General features: G+C 60.2%; 19 protein-coding genes and 1 pseudogene. 5 read left to right on the top strand and 15 right to left on the bottom strand.

Annotated elements, in window-relative coordinates; genetic code table 11:
* Positions 1-6: 6 nt before the first annotated feature.
* Genes AC1DLT_RS03130 through AC1DLT_RS03120 form a run of 3 tightly spaced genes read right to left on the bottom strand, consistent with a single transcriptional unit; the run spans position 7 to position 2,974 of the window.
* Positions 7-1,179: a glycoside hydrolase family 88 protein gene (locus AC1DLT_RS03130; RefSeq protein WP_040125533.1), complete on the bottom strand. Its 1,173-nt coding sequence runs from the start codon at positions 1,177-1,179 to the stop codon at positions 7-9.
* 4 nt (positions 1,180-1,183) lie between these two features.
* Positions 1,184-2,020 (bottom strand): carbohydrate ABC transporter permease, encoded by an 837-nt coding sequence (locus AC1DLT_RS03125; RefSeq protein WP_040125532.1) that lies wholly within the window; start codon positions 2,018-2,020, stop codon positions 1,184-1,186.
* Between the two features lie 3 nt (positions 2,021-2,023).
* A complete protein-coding gene (locus AC1DLT_RS03120) occupies positions 2,024-2,974 on the bottom strand; it encodes a carbohydrate ABC transporter permease (protein WP_040125531.1) in 951 nt (316 codons plus the stop codon).
* 220 nt (positions 2,975-3,194) lie between these two features.
* Between AC1DLT_RS03120 and AC1DLT_RS03115 the strand changes: the two genes are divergently transcribed.
* Positions 3,195-4,976, top strand: coding sequence for a heparinase II/III domain-containing protein (locus AC1DLT_RS03115; RefSeq protein WP_477485831.1), 1,782 nt, complete (start codon positions 3,195-3,197; stop codon positions 4,974-4,976).
* Between the two features lie 11 nt (positions 4,977-4,987).
* Positions 4,988-5,785, top strand: coding sequence for a discoidin domain-containing protein (locus AC1DLT_RS03110; RefSeq protein ID WP_477485830.1), 798 nt, complete (start codon positions 4,988-4,990; stop codon positions 5,783-5,785).
* A gap of 391 nt (positions 5,786-6,176) precedes the next feature.
* Here AC1DLT_RS03110 and AC1DLT_RS03105 read toward each other — a convergent pair whose 3' ends face one another.
* The gene (locus tag AC1DLT_RS03105; RefSeq protein WP_080719386.1) at positions 6,177-6,416 is read right to left on the bottom strand and encodes a helix-turn-helix domain-containing protein; all 240 of its coding nucleotides are present in this window, start codon (positions 6,414-6,416) and stop codon (positions 6,177-6,179) included.
* 421 nt (positions 6,417-6,837) lie between these two features.
* Here AC1DLT_RS03105 and AC1DLT_RS03100 point away from each other — a divergent pair, with 421 nt between their 5' ends.
* Positions 6,838-7,332: a hypothetical protein gene (locus AC1DLT_RS03100; RefSeq protein ID WP_157885342.1), complete on the top strand. Its 495-nt coding sequence runs from the start codon at positions 6,838-6,840 to the stop codon at positions 7,330-7,332.
* Positions 7,333-7,600: 268 nt separating this feature from the next.
* Here AC1DLT_RS03100 and AC1DLT_RS03095 read toward each other — a convergent pair whose 3' ends face one another.
* Entirely contained in the window at positions 7,601-7,738 is a 138-nt protein-coding gene (locus AC1DLT_RS03095) for a hypothetical protein (protein WP_173426782.1), read from the bottom strand.
* Positions 7,739-7,762: 24 nt separating this feature from the next.
* Positions 7,763-7,894, bottom strand: a pseudogene (locus AC1DLT_RS03090) (integrase); the annotation flags it as partial.
* A 225-nt stretch (positions 7,895-8,119) separates the two neighbouring features.
* Between AC1DLT_RS03090 and AC1DLT_RS03085 the strand changes: the two are divergent.
* Positions 8,120-9,175: a Fic family protein gene (locus AC1DLT_RS03085; protein ID WP_040125528.1), complete on the top strand. Its 1,056-nt coding sequence runs from the start codon at positions 8,120-8,122 to the stop codon at positions 9,173-9,175.
* 340 nt (positions 9,176-9,515) lie between these two features.
* Here the strand turns inward: AC1DLT_RS03085 and AC1DLT_RS03080 are convergent, their stop codons facing one another.
* Positions 9,516-10,253 (bottom strand): FadR/GntR family transcriptional regulator, encoded by a 738-nt coding sequence (locus AC1DLT_RS03080; RefSeq protein WP_080719407.1) that lies wholly within the window; start codon positions 10,251-10,253, stop codon positions 9,516-9,518.
* Positions 10,254-10,535: 282 nt separating this feature from the next.
* Between AC1DLT_RS03080 and AC1DLT_RS03075 the strand changes: the two genes are divergently transcribed.
* Positions 10,536-12,191: an acyltransferase gene (locus tag AC1DLT_RS03075; RefSeq protein ID WP_040125911.1), complete on the top strand. Its 1,656-nt coding sequence runs from the start codon at positions 10,536-10,538 to the stop codon at positions 12,189-12,191.
* A gap of 25 nt (positions 12,192-12,216) precedes the next feature.
* Here AC1DLT_RS03075 and AC1DLT_RS03070 read toward each other — a convergent pair whose 3' ends face one another.
* The 8 genes from AC1DLT_RS03070 to AC1DLT_RS03035 all read right to left on the bottom strand — a co-directional run bounded on the left by AC1DLT_RS03070 (position 12,217) and on the right by AC1DLT_RS03035 (position 17,842).
* On the bottom strand, positions 12,217-12,402 hold the full coding sequence (locus AC1DLT_RS03070; protein ID WP_040125526.1) for a hypothetical protein: 186 nt from the start codon (positions 12,400-12,402) through the stop codon (positions 12,217-12,219).
* Between the two features lie 213 nt (positions 12,403-12,615).
* Positions 12,616-12,852, bottom strand: a complete 237-nt coding sequence (locus AC1DLT_RS03065; RefSeq protein ID WP_437179078.1) for a GCG_CRPN prefix-to-repeats domain-containing protein — start codon at positions 12,850-12,852, stop codon at positions 12,616-12,618.
* A 221-nt stretch (positions 12,853-13,073) separates the two neighbouring features.
* Positions 13,074-13,475, bottom strand: coding sequence for a hypothetical protein (locus tag AC1DLT_RS03060; RefSeq protein WP_040125524.1), 402 nt, complete (start codon positions 13,473-13,475; stop codon positions 13,074-13,076).
* A gap of 140 nt (positions 13,476-13,615) precedes the next feature.
* A complete protein-coding gene (locus tag AC1DLT_RS03055) occupies positions 13,616-14,839 on the bottom strand; it encodes a DUF1501 domain-containing protein (RefSeq protein ID WP_040125523.1) in 1,224 nt (407 codons plus the stop codon).
* A gap of 2 nt (positions 14,840-14,841) precedes the next feature.
* Positions 14,842-16,341: a DUF1800 domain-containing protein gene (locus AC1DLT_RS03050; RefSeq protein WP_040125522.1), complete on the bottom strand. Its 1,500-nt coding sequence runs from the start codon at positions 16,339-16,341 to the stop codon at positions 14,842-14,844.
* A gap of 75 nt (positions 16,342-16,416) precedes the next feature.
* Positions 16,417-16,866, bottom strand: a complete 450-nt coding sequence (locus tag AC1DLT_RS03045) for a periplasmic heavy metal sensor (protein ID WP_040125521.1) — start codon at positions 16,864-16,866, stop codon at positions 16,417-16,419.
* Complete coding sequence (locus AC1DLT_RS03040) at positions 16,863-17,300, bottom strand: hypothetical protein (RefSeq protein WP_040125520.1); 438 nt, start codon at positions 17,298-17,300, stop codon at positions 16,863-16,865. Before AC1DLT_RS03040 ends, AC1DLT_RS03045 begins: the two co-directional genes overlap by 4 nt.
* Complete coding sequence (locus AC1DLT_RS03035; RefSeq protein WP_040125519.1) at positions 17,297-17,842, bottom strand: RNA polymerase sigma factor; 546 nt, start codon at positions 17,840-17,842, stop codon at positions 17,297-17,299. Before AC1DLT_RS03035 ends, AC1DLT_RS03040 begins: the two co-directional genes overlap by 4 nt.
* Between the last annotated feature and the right edge of the window lie 168 nt (positions 17,843-18,010).

The raw sequence follows: 18,010 nt of genomic DNA, 5'->3' as shown, positions 1-18,010 counted from the left end.
ATTCTCTCACCAATAGGAAGACCAGGCGCGCGAGAGGCGCGTCAGGGCTTCCATGTAATAATAGTCGCCCCAGGAGACGCACTCGTCGACGCCTTCGCCGCGGCAGGTGTTGTAGGGCGATTTTTTCGAATAGGTTCCGTTAAGGACAAGGCCGTTGGACATGGCCGGGTCCTTGACCGCGTAGTGCTCGGTAAGGCTTTTCATCATGCGCCGCGCCAGCTCGCGATAACGCGCGGCGACATCGGCCTCGACAAGGTCGGCCATTTCGAGCAGTCCGCAGGCGACGATCGAGGCCGACGAACTATCGCGCGGCTCGCCATCTCCGTCGGAAAATACCAGGTCCCAGTAAGGCACCAAGTCGGCCGGCAGCTTTTTCAGATAGAAATCGAGAAGCCGGTCGAACGTGTCACGATACTCGTCGATCGGTTCGTAGCGATAGGAAAGCGCCATTCCGGCAATGCCCCAGGCCTGCCCGCGCGCCCAGAAGCTGTCGTCCTTGTAGCCCTGTTTCGTCGCGCCACGCACGGGCGCACCGGTAACCGGATCCATGTAGAACGTATGATAGGTGGAATTGTCCGGCCTGACCGAATTTGCCAGCGTCGTGCGGGCATGGATGAGCGCGATGTCGCGGTATTTCGCATCACCCGTCTCGCGGCTTGCCCAATAGAGCAACGGCAGGTTCAGCAGGCAGTCGATGATATATCTGTATTCGTCCGCGACACCCTTGCGGCCCCAGGCCTGGATGAACTGGCCGATCGGCTGGAAGCGCTCGATAAGCTGGTCCGCGGCCAGGATGGCGGCCTTGCGCCCGTCCTCATCGCCCACCAGCTTCCACGCCGCGATGCAGGAGGGCGAATAGAGAAAGCCCATGTCGTGGTGGTCGGTCTCGATGCGGTTCTCGATCCGGCGCAGGAAGCTCTGCACCTGGATCTGCGCCGCATGCTGAAAAACCTTGTCGCCCGTATGCTCGAACGCCAGCCAGATTTCTCCCGGCCAGAAACCGGCGGTCCACTGGGTATTCTCGACGGCGGGATAAAAATTGCCGACACTGGAATGGTTCTGGCACGCGTAGGTGAAGGCCGGCAGATTGCGCCGGATCTGGGCGACGGCGAGATCGAGCGCCGCCTTGACCTCGGCATCGGTGATCGGTTGGGGAGCGATCTGCGTTACAGCATTCATGACATTAACCCTTGAGGCCCGACGAGGCGACGCCTTCGACGAAGAAGCGCTGCAGCGACAGGAAGACGATCAAAACGGGAATGAGGGCGACGACCGATGCCGCCATGATCAGCCCGTATTCGGCGGAATATTGCGAGATGAACATACGCAGGCCGATCTGGATCGTCTTCAGCTCCGTCTTGGTCAGGTAGATCATCGGACCGAGGAAGTCGTTCCAGGTGGTGACGAAGGTGAAGATGGTCAGCGTCGAAAGTGCGGGCTTCGACAGCGGCAGCATGATGCGCGCCCAGATCTGATATTCGTTCATGCCGTCGATGCGCGCCGCTTCGCAAAGCTCCGTCGGGATCGACATGTAGAACTGCCGCATGAGGAAAACGCCGAAAGCGGTGAAGGCCTGCAGGCAGATCAGCGCCAGATGGGTGTTGTTCAAGCCGAATTCGCGCATCAGCAGGAACTGCGGCACCATGTAGACCTGCCAGGGCATGGCAATGGTCGCGATATAGCCAAGGAAAAGCGTGTTCTTGTAGGGGAAATCGAGCTTGGCAAAGGCATAGGCCGCAAAACTCGACGTCAGCAGCTGAAGCAGGGTGACGATGATCGTCAGCTTCGATGTGTTGTAGATGAACAGCCCGAGCGGGATCTTCGTCCAGATGTCCACGTAGTTCTGCCACTGCGGTTGCGACGGAATCCACTCGATCGGGAATACGAAGACGTCGCGGCTGAGCTTCAGCGAAGCTGACAGCATCCAGGCGAAAGGCATCAGCATCACGGCGGTGATGACGATGACCGTCGCATAGACTGCAATGCTCTTGGCGGTGACCTTGCGACCGGCAATCTTCACGGATCAATCCTCCCTCTGTCGGCGGAACTGGACGACCGTGACCGCCAGTACGAGAAAGAAAAGAACGAGCGCAATCATGCTGGAGTAACCGAGGTCCCAGGAAATGAAGGCTTCGTTGTAGATGTGATAAACGAGGACCAGCGTCGAGGTGCCGGGGCCGCCCTGGGTGATCATGTAGATCTGATCGAAGACCTTGAACGACTGGATGGTCAGCATGACCGTGACGAAGAAGGTGGTCGGTCCGAGCTGCGGCACGGTGACATAGAGAAATTTCTGCCACGAGCTGGCGCCATCGAGATCAGCCGCCTCGTAGAGTTCGGAATTGATGCCCTGCAGCCCAGCGAGATAGATGACCATGTAATAACCCATGCTCTTCCAGACGCCGAAGAGGATGACTGTCACCATCGCCCAATGCCGGTCGGCTGCCCAGCCCGGCATGTCCTTGGGGTCCAGGCCAAGCGTATAGAGGATCATGTTCACCGGCCCCATTTCGGGATTGAAGATCATGTTCCAAACCACGGCGACGGCCACGAGCGAGGCGACGTAGGGAAAGAACATCGCGGTGCGGAAGAAGTCGCGCCCGAAGATCTTCTGGTTCAGCAGGATCGCCAGACCGAGCGCACAGGCGAGCGTCGCGGGAACCGATACGACCGTATAGATGATCGTGTTCCAGAATGCGGCAATGAAGACCTTGTCTTCGAACAGCCGCCAGAAATTGTCGAGACCGGCGAAGGTGATCGCATTCGAGCCGTCCCAGTGCATGAACGCCAGCACGAAGGCGAACAAGATCGGGCCGAGCGTGAAGACGGCAAAACCGAGGAAATTCGGGGCGATGAAGGAGTAGGCGACCAGCGCGCTCTGTATCTTGCGCCGGCGGCGCGACAACACCTTGCTCGACGGCCGGGACGCTACCGGCGCATCACCTGCGGCGATGGTCGAATTCGATATGGACACTTTATCCCTCCTCGAACCAGGATGCTCCGATCGACGCCCAAGGGCTATCCACGGCTCGCCATCGTGTCACGAGCGTGCCGCCTCCCTACCGAGGGGATAGCACATCTCTCACATTGGTCAAACAAATTTATGGATAAATCATATGAATTCTGTAGTCATCTTAAAATACGTATGATAGGTGGCGAATGAGGTCGTTTATCGGTCGCATGGAGGAAGGTTGATGTTCAGCGAGATCGCCGGGTCGTTGCCGCCGGTTTTGGCGGACTTCATGCCCGGCGCGCCGATCGGCGACCGGGCCGCCTGGGATGCCGTATCGGATGATATGCGCGTCGCGGTCATCCGGGATGCGGAGGTGGCGCTTGGCCGGCCGTGGTCGATAATCAAGGCGTCTGACTATCGCGAATATTCGCTGAACGGCAATCGCTCGCGCTTTGAAGCGCTGTATTTTTCGCGGCGGCGGATGTTGAACGACCTGGTTCTTGCCGAGCTGATCGAGGCCAAGGGGCGGTTCATCGATGCGATCGTCGACGGGGTCTTCCTGATCTGTGAGGAAAGCGCCTGGCAGCTTCCGGCTCATAACGCTTACGAGCGGGGTGGGCAGCGGTTTGCATTGCCCGATCCGGAGCAGCCGGTCATCGATCTGTTTGCTGCGGAGACCGCTGCCCTGCTGGCAACCGTGGCAGCTCTCATGAAAGATCGGCTCGACGAGGTCAGCCCGCAGATCGTCGCCCGGATCGAGCGGGAAATCCGGGTGCGCATATTGTCGCCCTATCTCGACCGGCATTTCTGGTGGATGGGCAACGGCACTGAACGAATGAACAACTGGACGGCGTGGATAACGCAGAACGTCCTGCTTTCGACCTTTGCCCTGAAGACGGAACAGGACCTGCGGCGGCAGATCGTCGGGAAAGCCCTTTCCAGCCTGGATGCCTTCATCAAGGATTACGCGGAGGACGGGGCCTGCGAGGAGGGAGTGGTCTATTATCGGCATGCGGCGCTCTGCATGGCCGGGGCGATGGCCATTCTCGACACGGTGGCGCCGGCTTCGATGACGCTGCTCTGGAAGGCGCCAAAAATCCGCAGCATGGCGGAATATATCGTCAACATGCATGTGGCCGGTCGCCGGTATTTCAATTTTGCCGATTCCGCCGCGGTCATAGAGCCGTGTACCGTGCGCGAATATTTGTTCGGCAGGGCCGTTGGGTCTGATGTCTTGGCGGCATTTGCCGCGCGCGACCGGCTGTCGTCGGAGCATAAACATCTGCCGGAGGAGTGGAACCTCTGGTACCGCGTGCAGGAACTGCTGGTAACGCCGGCAATCGGTGGACAACCGAAGCCGGCAGGCGATGTGTTCTATCCGGGAATTGGCCTGTTCGTTGCCCGCGACGACCACTTTGCGCTCGCCGTCAAAGGCGGCAACAACGGCGAAAGCCATAACCACAACGATGTCGGCAGCTTGACGGTCTATAAGGACGGCAAGCCGTTCCTGATCGACATTGGCGTCGAAACCTACACGGCAAAAACATTCTCTTCCGAGCGGTATGACATCTGGACCATGCAGTCCGGCTTCCACAACCTGCCGACTTTTGGCGATATCGGCCAGGCACATGGCGCGGATTTTTCGGCGCGGAATGTCCAGGCTGAGTTCGCCGAAAAAGAGGCGTGGATATCGCTGGACATAACGTCCGCCTATCCGGTCGAGGCCCGCGTACAATCCTACCGGCGAACCGTCACGCTTCGGCGCGGGCAGGAGATCGAGGTCGTGGATATCCACGAGGGCAGCCTGCCGGCGGTGCTTTCTCTGATGACCTGCGTCGAGCCGATCATCGACCGTGCCGTTCATTTCGACGGTCTCGGCCGCATCGACCTTGAAGGAGCCGGCGAGATCGAGGTCGAGGCAATCGATATCGACGATGCCCGCCTGCGGCTCTCCTGGCCCCGGAGAATTTATCGACTGCGCATCCCCTTTGCCGGGACCTGCCTGAAACTGCGGATCGTCTGAGGAGGACGAGCATGGAACTGACACTGAAAGTCGTGGATGTGGCGGGCGAGGTTCGCGCCAAGGCAACGGGCACGGACGAGGCGTATCTCGTTTATCGCGACAGCTACAACGAAGGCGATCAGGTCGTCGTCGAAGCGTCCGCGCCGGGGTATCTCGTGCTCGCCCTCGACGACGCGATGACGCCCGCGATCGTATATATGAAGGGGCCGACCTATGCGCTCGGGGTCCCCTTTGGTCCCAAACGCATTCCTTATTCTCCGCGGGCATTCGACGGCAGGATCCACAGACTATGCGTCCGCAAGGCGCGGCCGGAGGAAGTCGCGGCACGTCGGAACCTGGCATTCAATCCATGGGATGACCACGCCAATGCTTCCGTGTTCCCACACGCCAAGGCGAATGTGGAGACGCGCGGGGAGGCGGTCTTCGCCGCGCGCAACGCCATCGACGGCGAAAAGGCGAACGACGATCATGGCTTCTGGCCCTACACGAGCTGGGGGATCAATCGCGATCCCGAGGCGACGCTGACGCTCGATTTCGGCCGGCCGGTGAAAATCGACGAAATCGTCCTCTACCTGCGAGCGGACTTTCCGCACGACGCCTGGTGGGAAAAAGTAAGCGTCACCTTTTCCAACGCCGAGACCGCATGTTTCTCGCTGGTCAAGACGGGGGCGGCTCAGTGTTTCCCGGTAAGGGAGCAGACCGTGGAATGGATCAGACTGCACAGCCTGATCAAGGCCGACGACCCGTCGCCCTTTCCGGCGCTGACCCAGATCGAAGTCTGGGGACGCGAGGCGGATTATGTGAATTAGCGGCGAAGGTTGCTCCCTATGATCGGTCGCGTAAAGCCTTGATCTACGGAGATGAAATGCAGATCAGGTGGCTGACGATCGGTGCCGATGATGGCCCCGCCCTGGTTGCGAGTAAAGTCAGGCGCAGGCGAGCATCGGATCGATGCACATGAGAGAAAGTGCGCTCCCCTCCCCTGGACGTCCATCGGCGTTGCAGCGTGAGGAGGCCGGCGTGCAAGTGAGAAGGCCGCGTTGGATGCCGGAGCATCCGCCCCACTCGGTCCACGATAATTTCGGGAGGCAGGCGGAATGGCCTCTGCTTCTTTGCCAAACGGTCTCGCCACAGCCCTCATCTAGCCGGAACCAATATCCCGACTGGAGCTGGTGTCCTCTTTGAGACGGTGATGCCCGCTTATTTCTCTGTTCCCGCTGGCTTTGAAAATCGTACGCCAGCACCTCCACCGTTTTCGGCGATGAACTCGAGGCCCGCATCCTGGAAGACAGATCGAAGCGCGTCAATTGTCGATTGTTTGAGTTCCGCGCCGGTTTCGAAGCGAACGACGGTGTTAGTGGAGACACCGGCTAATTTTGCTAGGTCAGCAATAGCTAATCCAAGGGCTGCACGAGCCATCCTGCATTGAACCGGCAGCATTAAAATCGCCTATTTTAGGCGAATATTGTTGATCCGCCACGATTACACGATATAGTTGGGGCCTGCATTGATGCAGTCGGCCAAAGGAAATGCGGTAACATCCCCTCTGGCCTGACCACAATCTAGCTGTTTGGAGCTTGGATCATGGCTGATTCTGAGAATAGCAGAACTTTGTCTGCAATCACCCGCCGAAAATCACCTGCGCCGTACCCGGGGGCGATGCTCACGGACGTCGTTTTGATCGGAGGCGGTTCCAATGGCCTCCTCCGGGAATAAGGATGTCTCCCCCGAGACCATGCGCAGAAACTTTCTGTCCCGTGCTGCGGCTTCGATCGCAGCCGCGCCCGCCCCGGCAGGTGCGGTGGTGGGGACGGAGAGATCGGAGCAAGGCGATCCGGTGGTATCACTTTGGAGAGATTGGATGGTTGCCCATAGGCTCTGCGGAGAAGCCTGCCGCCGGCAGCAAAAGCTTGAAACGGAGTTAATTCGAGAATTCGGTAGTTTCCCCCGCGCCAAAGTCCCACTCTCCGAAGACTGTGGTTTCATATGGGCCTATTCCGGTCGGGAGATCGACCGTCTTTTGCCGAACACTGATCAGGATGAAATGCGGCGGCAAGCAAGGGCCGCGTTGGCGGCAAGCCGGAGCGAATGGAAGAAGGCGGACAGGCGGGTCGGATATACCCGGGCGAAAAAAGCAGAGGAGGAAATCGCAGATGTCGAGGAGGCTTTGGCAAAGGAATTGTGGAGTGCGGTGCCTCAATCTGTCGCCGGCGTCGCGGTGAGGCTGCATTCACTCCTGGAAACGGAGGATCCACGCTCTGCCCTAGAGGAAGCGCCGTGGCCGGAACTGCGGATGATCCTTGCCGATCTTGTGCGGGTTTGTGCAGGTCCGCCTGCGATGCAAGTAAAAGAATAAATAAGAGGGGGAAGATGACCCGGACCGGTTTCAGGCCTTAGAGGCGAGCCGCTCGTCGTCTGGTCGGGCCTCTGGCGCGTCAGTGATGAGCGAGGCACCAACACATCCCTGAGGGGCGGACGAAAGCCGACTGGCGCAGGGCGATCTCAGATGCTCGGCGCTCCTTCGATTCCAGACGCCTTCGAGCTTGAGCTTGGCGAAGGCGGATGATTTGCGGGAGCCGTTCGGCCCACCGAGGATAATGCACGACAGTTCCGGCATGAAGCGATTACTGCCTCATGGAAGCATGCGCCGGTTCTTCGTATTTCTGTTCCGCCCGATCCTTGGCCTCGGTTTCGAGATCCTTGGCAGAGATCGGCAGACCGAGGAGACGGCTCTCGGCAAGAGCTTCCCGACCGATCTGCATCAGGACTTCGTAGCGTCACCAGCATCCCTTGTCGAGGATGTTGATCCAGCCACGGCCGTCTTCGGTTAGGTCGCGGCCGCAGTCGAGCTCGACGATCTCCGAACGGCGTAGGCCGCCGGCAAAGCCGATCAGCAGCATGGCCCGGTCACGTAAGCCGCCCCATCACGTGCACCAAAGCTCATCGATCCACCGAAAGCCATCGCTATCGTCAGCATGGTCGGCGCCATTCCGGACCTGTTGTCATAGGCCACCGCATCGATGACCGCGAAGACCGATCTTTTCCAGCAATTGGTTCAAAGCCGGCTTATTGGATGGAAATGGATGGATTAATGGATGCCGTTGTGCCATACCCTTTGTGGATGGAAATGGATGGACTAATGGATGCCGGCGCTCGATCTATTCAAACTGCGCATCACGCCCGAAATCCTGTCGCTGATCGCCGAGATTGACGAGTTCAAAGGCGCCTGGCGAGCGTTGGGACGGATCGCGCCCGACCGACTGTCCAGCCTGCGCCGGGTTGCAACGATCGAGAGCATCGGATCGTCAACCCGTATCGAGGGAGCAAAACTGAACGACCGCGAGGTCGAGAGGCTACTCTCGAATCTGCGCATCGGCTTTTTCACCAGCCGTGACGAACAGGAAGTCGCAGGCTATGCCGAGGTGACGGAAACTATCTTTTCCGCTTTCGAAGAGATCTCCCTGAACGAAAACCATATCCGCCAACTCCATCGGGACCTGCTCATTCACTCGACCAAGGATGAGCGGCATCGGGGAAGTTGGAAGACGCTCTCCAACAATGTCGAAGCGTTCGACGAAGACGGCCATAGCCTTGGCATCGTCTTTACGACGGCATCGCCTTTCGATACGCCGGGCCGGATGGCCGACCTGATGGCCTGGCAACAGGCTCAGGAGAAGGATGGTACGTTTCATCCGTTGCTCATCGTGGCGGTTTTTGTCGTCGTTTTTCTGGAGATCCATCCATTTCAGGACGGCAATGGCCGGCTCTCGCGCGCCTTGACCACCTTGCTCCTGCTTCGGGCCGGTTATTCCTATGTGCCCTATAGCTCCCTCGAAAGCGTCATCGAGCAAAACAAGGAAGCGTATTATCTTGCTCTGCGACGGACACAGGGCACGATCCAAACCGATGAGCAGGATTGGAATCCGTGGGTCGAGTTCTTCCTGCGAAGCCTGCAGCGGCAGAAACAGCAGCTGGAGCGCAAGATCGAACGCGAGCGCATCCTTCTTGGTGATCTGCCGGAGCTGTCCATCGCAATTCTCGAATTGGCCCGCGAGCGTGGAAGAGTGACCGTGATGGACGCGGCCAAGGCCACAGGTGCAAGCAGAAATACCGTCAAGGATCATCTGCGCGCATTAAACGAGCAGGGACATCTAACCCTTCATGGAGCGGGCCGCGGTACCTGGTACGGCCTGAGCTGACCAAGAAAATGAATGGCGGACCGCCAGTGAGCTGAAATTGGCGTTAACGGGACCCCGGGGTGCGGTCCGATCGTCCCCCGGCCTTCGCTACTGCCATCGAGGCTGTGAATCAGCGTCGATGGTTGACCCCTATGATCGGTCCCGTAGAGCCTTGATCTACTGAGATGAAATGCAGATCGGGTGTGGTCACGATCGTCGCCGATGATGTCTCCGCCCTCGTTGCGAGTTTGCAAGTGAAGTCAGGCGCTTGCCGCATTTTCAAACGGTCAACCTTCGGTGCTGTTCACAGCGGATTGGGCCCCGAAAGCCGGGTCGGCCATGCGGCTGGCCTACTGGAGCATCAGCTTGAAAACGCTTTGAAATCCCTCAGTACATCCCGATAGCGGATCTGGCTTCCTCTCAGGTGGTCTCGCATGGCATTGCGCGCCGCCTCCTCGTTGCGATCCGAGATCGCCACGACGATCGCTTCATGTTCCGTATGGATCATGCGGCGGTAGGCGGTCTGTTCACCGGACCGTTCGCCGGGCGTCGCCCGCGATTGCGGAATGGCCGCAGTGCCGTGAAATTCCAGATGTTGCCGGAATAGCGGGTTGTTCGTGGCGTCGGCGATGGCAAAATGCAGCGCAAAATCCGCCTCACGGATCGATTCGTTCTGCTCGATGCATTGCAGAATATGCCGATGACAATCGAAAATTGCTTCTTCCTGCGCCGGAGACCGGCGCATCGCCGCCAGCCCGGCAGCTTCGATCTCCAGCGGAGCCCGCACCTCGAGCACCTCCAGGTCGGACGATACGCGCGCCCGGTCGATTTTTCGGCCGGAAGGGGCGGGGGCCTCCTGGCTGAGCACGTAAATTCCGGCGCCCTGCCTCACTTCGACAAGCCCGTCCGATCTGAGAGCCGCGACCGCTTCCCGGACCACCGTACGGCTTACGCCGTGGGTTTCCGTCAGTTCGACTTCGCTTGGGAGTTTGTCGCCGGGCGAATATTGACCGCTGGCAATTGCGGTCCGAAGACTTTCCCCGACCCGTGACACCAGCGACCCCGGTCCCTTGTTCCGATCCTTGATCTGGGTTGTCACGCTCAATCCCCGCTGCAACGACGCGACGCGTCTGCGCCGTATTCATCACACGTGTATGACAAATTCAGGCTCATATCAATGCGGGAGTGAATTCCATTTGTCTTTAGAGACATCGATCAGCGCCGAGGGAGGTCGAAAACAAAAGCTGGACGCTTAAATTCGTCTGCTATATTTCGTCAATATGGCGAATGTCAAAAATTGGTATGATGACATCGATCCACCGAATTCCGACCTGTCGGCATTTTTTCGAGCATGGAAACCGGCGTGCAAACGAGTGACGAGATGCGGACACATCAAGACGTTTCCGAATCCGAGATGGATCGGGAAGCCAGGCTGCAATTCCTCCCCTGGGAGCGCAGGCCTGCGGATATCCAAGGCGATCCTCAAAAGAGGCTGAAGGAAAAACTGGCGCGGTCCGCCGGGGCGCAGATCGCAGACAGCGCTTACATCGCAAGCGACGCCCGCATTTTCACATCATCGCTGATCCTCGGCGATCGTTCCTGGATTGCGGGGCACGCGCTCGTGCGTGGAGACGTGGAAATCGGCTCCAATTGTTCGGTCAACCCATACGCATGCATCTCCGGAAAGGTCCGGTGCGGAAACGGCGTGCGTATTGCGTCGCTGGTGTCGATCGTCGGCTTCAATCACGGCTTCGACAATCCGAACGTACCGATCAACGATCAGCCTCACGAGACACTCGGGATTACGATCGGCGATGATGTGTGGATCGGTGCCAATGCGGTCATCCTTGACGGCGTGACGATCGGGAGGGGTGCCGTTATCGCCGCCGGGGCCGTTGTAACCAAGGACATTCCAGATCTGGCGATCGCGGCGGGGGTGCCGGCCAAAGTCGTGCGCCGTCGTGGGGAAACGACAGCCGCTGGAAAATCGCGTCGTGCGGAGGTGAAGCAGGCGCTGCTGCGGATCAGCAAGGTGGCGGAAGCTGAGTGGCGGGATGTGCGGGAACAGCATCTGACACCGGACGGCTATCTGTCGATGGACGCCGACGGCATCGCGCGCATGAGCGTCAGGCATGAATGCGATGCGATCGAGATCGCCGCCGGTTTTGGAGAACAGCCTTCGGGGAATGAGGCGAAGGCGATCATCGCTCGTCTGCAGGCGTTACAGGACCCAGCGACCGGCTTTTTCCCCGATCCGTTTCGGTCCCCTGGTCCTGCGAAGAACATCCGCGATGATTCTCCTTCTCTCTATAACGTGCTGGCGGTCGGTTATGCGCTGGAGATACTCGGCGCCCATCCGTCTCACCCGATCTCCGGCGTCGAAATGGATGCCGTTGCGCTATGCGACTGGCTGGAAGCCTTGCCCTGGAGCACCCGCGCATGGTGGTGCGGCGACCGGGTGGACGCTATCGCCACTGCGCTCTATTTCAACGCGCGGTATTTCAGGAGCGGCAGGGGTAAGGAAATCCTCTTTGGCTGGCTGACGACCCGTGCGGATCGTTCGACCGGGTTATGGGGAAAACCGACCGCGGAACAAGGGCTGCTGCAACCGGTCAACGGCTTTTATCGCCTCACCCGTGGAGCCCATGCCCAGTTCGGCATTCCTGTTCCTTTTCCCGAAGCCGCGATCAACTCCGTTATTTTGCATTACCGAAACAATGGTGGTTTTTCCGGCCCAACCTATACGGCCTGCAATCTGCTCGACACGGTCCATCCGCTTTGGCTGTGCCTCAAACAAACGGATTTCATGCGCAGCCACGCGGAAACCGTGGCCGAGGACATTATCCTGCATTCGCCGGACCGGTGGCAGCCGAAACGAGGTTTTGCCTTCGCCGACGGTCAGGCAGGAAGCTTGCAGGGTACCGAGATGTGGCTTTCGGCGCTGCACCTTGCTGCGGACCTGTTGGGCATTGCCGAGCAATTCGCTTTCGTTCCAAAGGGGGTGCATCGGACGCGGCCGGCGGGAATGGGGCTGTAGCCATCTGAAGCGCCATTGCCGCTCGTTAACGGAACCGCGGTGGTCGCGGCGGAGAGTTCGAGTGGATCTCATGGGCAGGGGCGTGCTTTCCCAGCAGCCTCAGCATCTTCCTCTCGTCTTCCGGCCTCATCCCATTCTTGCGGCAGTGTTCTGCGACGTCGTGATCGCGCGGCCCAGGGATCCTGACCTGTCGATTGCTGTCCTTTTTCATAGCCGTTTCCTCCTGGCTACCCAACATTCCGAACCCGAAAATGTTCGTTAGGAATGGCTAAAATTCAATCCAATGAAAGCAGCCAACTCGACTTGTCGCGGGGGAGGAGGAACGTTGCGCGCGCCCTACGGTCTCGGAGACGTAATACCGGTCATCGCAGCCGGCGTGACCAAGAAAAAAGCCCCTCTGCAGAACAGAAGGGCCTTTTTCATTTCAACGCCAGTCCCGGCGATCGCGCCAGTAACCTCGGCCTTCCCAGCGCGGCGGTCCCCGGTCGTCCCATCGATCACGACGGTCCCACCGATGGCCATAATAGCGCGGTGGCGGTGGCGGGCGCCAGTGGTTGGGGCGGCAATCGCCCCACGGGTTCATGTGGTAACCACGGCCGCAAGCCCAATCGACTTTTTCGGCGATTGGCTTCGCGGGGACGACAATGTCGCCAATCGGCATGGCGTTTGCCGCGCCGCCGAACAGACAAGCTGCGGCCAGACTGGCCGCCAAGATAATCCTGCGCATCGGTTTCCTCCAGAGTGCACACGGTGACAGATTGCGGCAGGGTCGTTGAACCGTTGCTGAAGTCCGTATTCATCTGTGCTTCAGCTTCTCTGTGGTCGCTTCCGCGCCGCCTTAAGCTCAAACGCCTTGGAGAAGATCCGCTATCTTAGCCCGCTTCAGCGATCACGTGAGCGGTCCCGGCCGTAGTCGCGAGAGTCGGAATCGTATGAGGAGTTTCCTCGTTGCAGCCGGTCCAGCACCTGCAGGAGAAGATCCGCGCAATCCTTCGTCGGTTCGCCGTCGGCACAACGCAGGTCGATCGTGGTCCGGCCGTTCTCGATGCGGAACCGCGCTCCCCGCTCCCGCGGCGGCGAACGGTCTGCCATGGGTGCCATCCGCCATTCGTTTCCGTCCCTGTCTGCGTCAAGTTCTCGAGTGACAGGCGACGGCGCCTTCGGGGAGCGATCCGCCTCGGCCGGCGGTGGTGTGCCCGGAGACGCGTTGGGCGTCTCCTGCGCTGACGTGAGGTTAGCCGACAGCGAAAGAACGGCTGCGGCCGTGATGACCAGAAGTTTCATGTCGTGACCTCCGATTGCGGATGGCCAACAACAATCACCGGCTTGGTTTGTTCCAGACGCCCTTGGAACAGAGAAGCTGCAAAGCTTCGAACATCATCAGATGTCGGCATAGCTGTCTTGGGGCCCCGGTTCCAATGCCTTCACACGATCAGACCCTTTGCCGCCTGAACGCTTTCCGAGCCGGGGAAAACCACGTCGCGGAGATGGTTGGCGTTCGCGCCGAGGAGATCGCTTGCGACACCCTTGATGATCGCCCGGATGTCGGTGGTTGGCGCAAGGTCGCGGCCGTCGCGCAACTGCGCTTCCTTCAATCCGGGCCAGTCGGTGATGACCCGGCCGCCGCGGATCGCGCCGCCGGCCAGAAAGGCCGTCGTGCCCGTGCCGTGGTCGGTGCCCTCGGTTCCGTTGATGCGGGCCGTGCGGCCGAACTCCGTCGCGACCAGGATCGCGGTATCCTTCCAGACCGGGCCGAGTTCCTGCTCGAACGCGGCAAGCGAGTTGTCGAGGCCGGTCAGCAATTTTGCCAGCCGATCGGTTTCCTGAGCGTGGGTATCCCATCCTTCGAAAGCCAGAGCCGCGACGCGGGGGCCTTCAGGATGAGCAATCAGCCGGGCAGCGCCTCTTGCCATCTGTTCCATGCCGTTCGGGTCTCCCGGACCTCCGCGCGCCTTGATGTCGATGCCGGAAGCGATTTTCCCGGTGTCGATCCCTTCCTGGAGAAGGCGGGCGAGAACCGGATCCTTCTGTCCGTAGAGATCGGCCAGACGGGGAGCGAGATCGCCGTCGGCCGGTTTCAGGATGGAAGGCGCCCAACCGAGCACCGGCGCCTTGCCGCGGATGAGAAGTGCCGCAGTCGTTCCGACCGATAGCCCCCGCACGCGTTCGGTGGCGCCTGGCGCCACCCTTTCACCCGCCGGCAATCCTTCGAGCAATCTATTGAGCCAGCCGGTTTCAACATGGCCCGGCGACGGAAAGCCGGACTCGAGGACGTCCTGCCCGTCGAAATGCGAGCGGTCCCTGTAGGCGGTTGCACTGGCATGCACGACGGCCGCCTGCCCCGCACGGAAAAGACGCTGAAAATTGCGCATTGAGGGATGCAGGGCGAAGAAGCCGTCAAGCGGCAGTGCCGGATTGGCGCCATCAATCCGCATGGCGCTCTGTTGCCTCAACGCTTCATAGTCGGGATCGCCGATCGGCGGGACCGCCGTCAGGCCATCCAGCGCACCACGCAGGATGATCGTCACGAAACGCGGGTCTCGCCCTCCGGCGGCATGTGCGAAGCGGGGCATGAAGGCCCAGGCGAAGAGCGCGCCGGAAGCGCCCAGAACGGCACGACGGGTCGGGGAAATATGTTCGCACAACATGATCAACGCCTCTGAAATTCGGGGGAAAGGAATGCGATCGACAGGCCCTGCGCCTTGGTTTCGGCCCGGGCCACCGCCTGCAGCGTTTCGGCAGAAAGAAGCGGTCCCAACCGGTCCTTGACGAACTCTCTGGGATCCGTTGTCCCGCTCGCCTGATGGGCGAAAATGCTGGCGGCGTCGATCCGGGTGGCAAGACCTTCAGACGAAGCCCAGCCATCCGTGACATCCGAGAAACCGTTCGGGCCGGAAGGGTTCCAGAAGGGCTGGCCGAGTGCGTTGAGGGTGGACATGATCTGCTCTGGTTTTGGCCTGAGACCTGTTGCCCGGATCATCGCCACCACGTAGTCGAGCGGCGGTCGCATCTTGGACAATTCAGGGTTCCAGGCTTCCTCGCTGTCGATCAGCGCCTTGTAGACCGCAGAAAGGTCGCCGTGTGTCTTCGTGTAAGCCGCAGCGACTTTGCGGACGATACCGGCCGGTGGCTCGTCCGCGACGAAATGCCGAACGAGCTTGAAGGCGATGTGTTTGGCCGTGGCTGGGTGGCGGGCCAGGTCGCGAAGTGCGGAACGCCCCTGTTCCACGCCGTCCTCGGCATAGGTCATCCCCATCACCGGATGGTCGCCGGGCTCGTGCGCAGAGCTATTGAAGACGAAACTGCCCATCGGGCCGGGACGTTTTTCATCGCGGTAGATCGTCCAGCCGGTGATGATACGCGCAAGCGATGTCACGTCCGCCTGATCGTAACCGCCATTTACCCCCAGCGTGTGCAACTCCATGATCTCGCGGGCGAGGTTTTCGTTGAGCCCACGTTTTCCGTTCTTGTTGGCCTGCGAATTCGGGCCGATCGATTGATGGTTATCGAGGAAATACAGCATGGCCGGATGGCTCTCGACCGCAAGCAGCATGTCTTCGAAGCGGCCGAAGACATGCGGGCGTATCGCTTCGCGTTCGAAGGCTCCGGCCATGATATGCACGTCGCCGCCCTTGCCGGTGGCAATTGCGAAATGGTTTGCCCAAAACATCGCGAGCCGTTCGCCGAAACCGATCAACGGCTGGTGTATCGTGCCGTTGAACCGGGCATCAGCCTCGGCAATGAGGATCTGCTGGGGAAGATACGGGCGTTTCGAAGCCGGTGTTGCTTTCTTATCCGGTTGCGAGGATGGAGCTGCCATCGCCCCCGGATCCATCATGCCGCCGGTGGGGCGGGTTGCCTCCATGGCGTTGCCGGCGGCTGTTGCGACCGGCTGCGGACCGGGCATTGGCGCCGCGGCAGGACGGTCGCGCTCGGCCTGAATTTCCTTGTTGTACTCGATCAGGGACATCAGCAGATCGGCGCTGGAACGCAGTGCCGGCCCGACGGGCGTCGGCGTATAACATTCAACCACCTCCTGCCGCAGAAGATCGCGGGGGTCGTCCTTGATCGCCTGCAGATCGCCTTCGCGCGCGCCGAGGCCAAAGCGCCAAAGTGTCAGGGCGGCGTCAATGTCTTTGGAATTGGCCATAACCGATACGAACTCCGTTTCGTCATAGGCTCTTTAACGGCGGCAGGCGGCAAATCCGTCGCTTTCCAAATGCGGTCATTTCGTGGCTGGACGGGGAGCCTCGCGGGCCAGCAGCCCCTCGGCCAGCCGCCGGCGGGCTTCGAGAGGCAGTCCCTGCGCAAATTCCACGGCCCGGTCTTCGGTGGCGGCGCGCACGGCAATCTCCGCCCGGCGCGCGCGGTCCAGCGCACTTGCCAGAGCCTTTGCGTCGAGTTCCGGTTCGCCCATCAGCGCGGCAGCCTCTATACGGGCCTGGCGCGCTTCCAGTGAAGTCTGGCGTACCGTGCGGCGAGCATCGTTCATGGCGCGTTGAAAGGCCTCCCGATCATCCTTGGAGAGTTGCTCGCCAGCGAGCGGCATTCGGGTAACGGCGGGCGGCGGGTCTGTCCTCAGATAGACCAGCCCGGCACCTGCAAGCGCACAGATGAGGAACGTGTTGAGCGCAAGCAGTGAAATCACCAGCCTTCTGAATTGGATGTCGGTCATGGTGCCTCCTGCGTCCACTCACTGTCGGACTGCAATTCGCCGAACGCGGTCATGGTGCCGTTCAGGGAAAGAGCAGGCGGGGGCGTGACGACGACGACCGCGACGGCGCCCGTCAGGCCGCCGGCAAGCCCGACCCCGATCAATCCGGCGCTGATCGCCCAGCGACGCAATCTCGTCCTCCTGGCGAGCCATGTTTCGCCATCGGCGAGAATGCCGGCCGTCAGGCGGGTTGAAGGCGAGGGCGACTGCAGACGGGATAAGACCGCGTCGAGCTGATCGGCATCCGTCATCAGCACGCGGCCTTCCTCGGTTTCCATGAAAGAGACCGCGCCATCCCTGACAGTGTCGGGCCAACGATGGGGGCTCGATCCATAGGCATCGATCAGGGCCCGAAAGGCCTCGCGATCGATCGAAGGTGCTTTTTTCTCGGTCATGTCATTTCTCCGTTCAAGATCACCCGTAACGTTCGGCGTCCCCTTGCCAGCAAGCTCTCGAGCGCATCGACCTTGATTTGCATCACGTCCGCCGCATCGCGATTGGACATGTCCTGATAATACACCAGAATGATCGCTTCCCGCTGGCGTGGCGCCAGGCTTTGCAGTGCGCGCTGCACCGTTTCGCCATCCCGGTCGTCGGACAACAATCCGGCGTCGGGCAACGGGCCATGGTCAACCATCTCCGGAGCCTCCGCGACGAGGATATCCCTTCGGCGGCGAAGTCGGTCGTAGCATAAGTTGAGCACGACCCGATGAGCCCAGGTGTCAAACTTCGCTCTTCCCTGTCGCCAGCCACCTGCATGTTTCCATATGCGTAGAAAAGTTTCCTGAGCGACATCTTCCGCCTCGCCCTTGTCGCCCAGCATGCGCGTCGCGACCAGCAATATTCTTGGCAGTTTTGCCGCCACCATCTTGCGCATCGCCTGGGGGTCGCCCGAAGCTATACCTTCGACCAGGTCTGCATCAGGGTCGTCCATCATCAGTCCGATTCTTTACGGTCGATCAGCACGCGAGAATCTATCCCACTATCCGATCGAAGGATGAACAACGTTCATGACAACCCTGTCGAGGCAATCCTTGGCTTCCATACCGCTTAAACGCACCGACCTGGCAAATCCGTCTCTGGAATTCTTGAAAATCTGCCAAGC

The sequence above is a fragment of the Neorhizobium sp. 05N33 genome (genome assembly GCF_056397445.1).
Note: the sequence above shows the minus strand (reverse complement) of the source record. Positions and strands in the feature narration are given on the sequence as shown.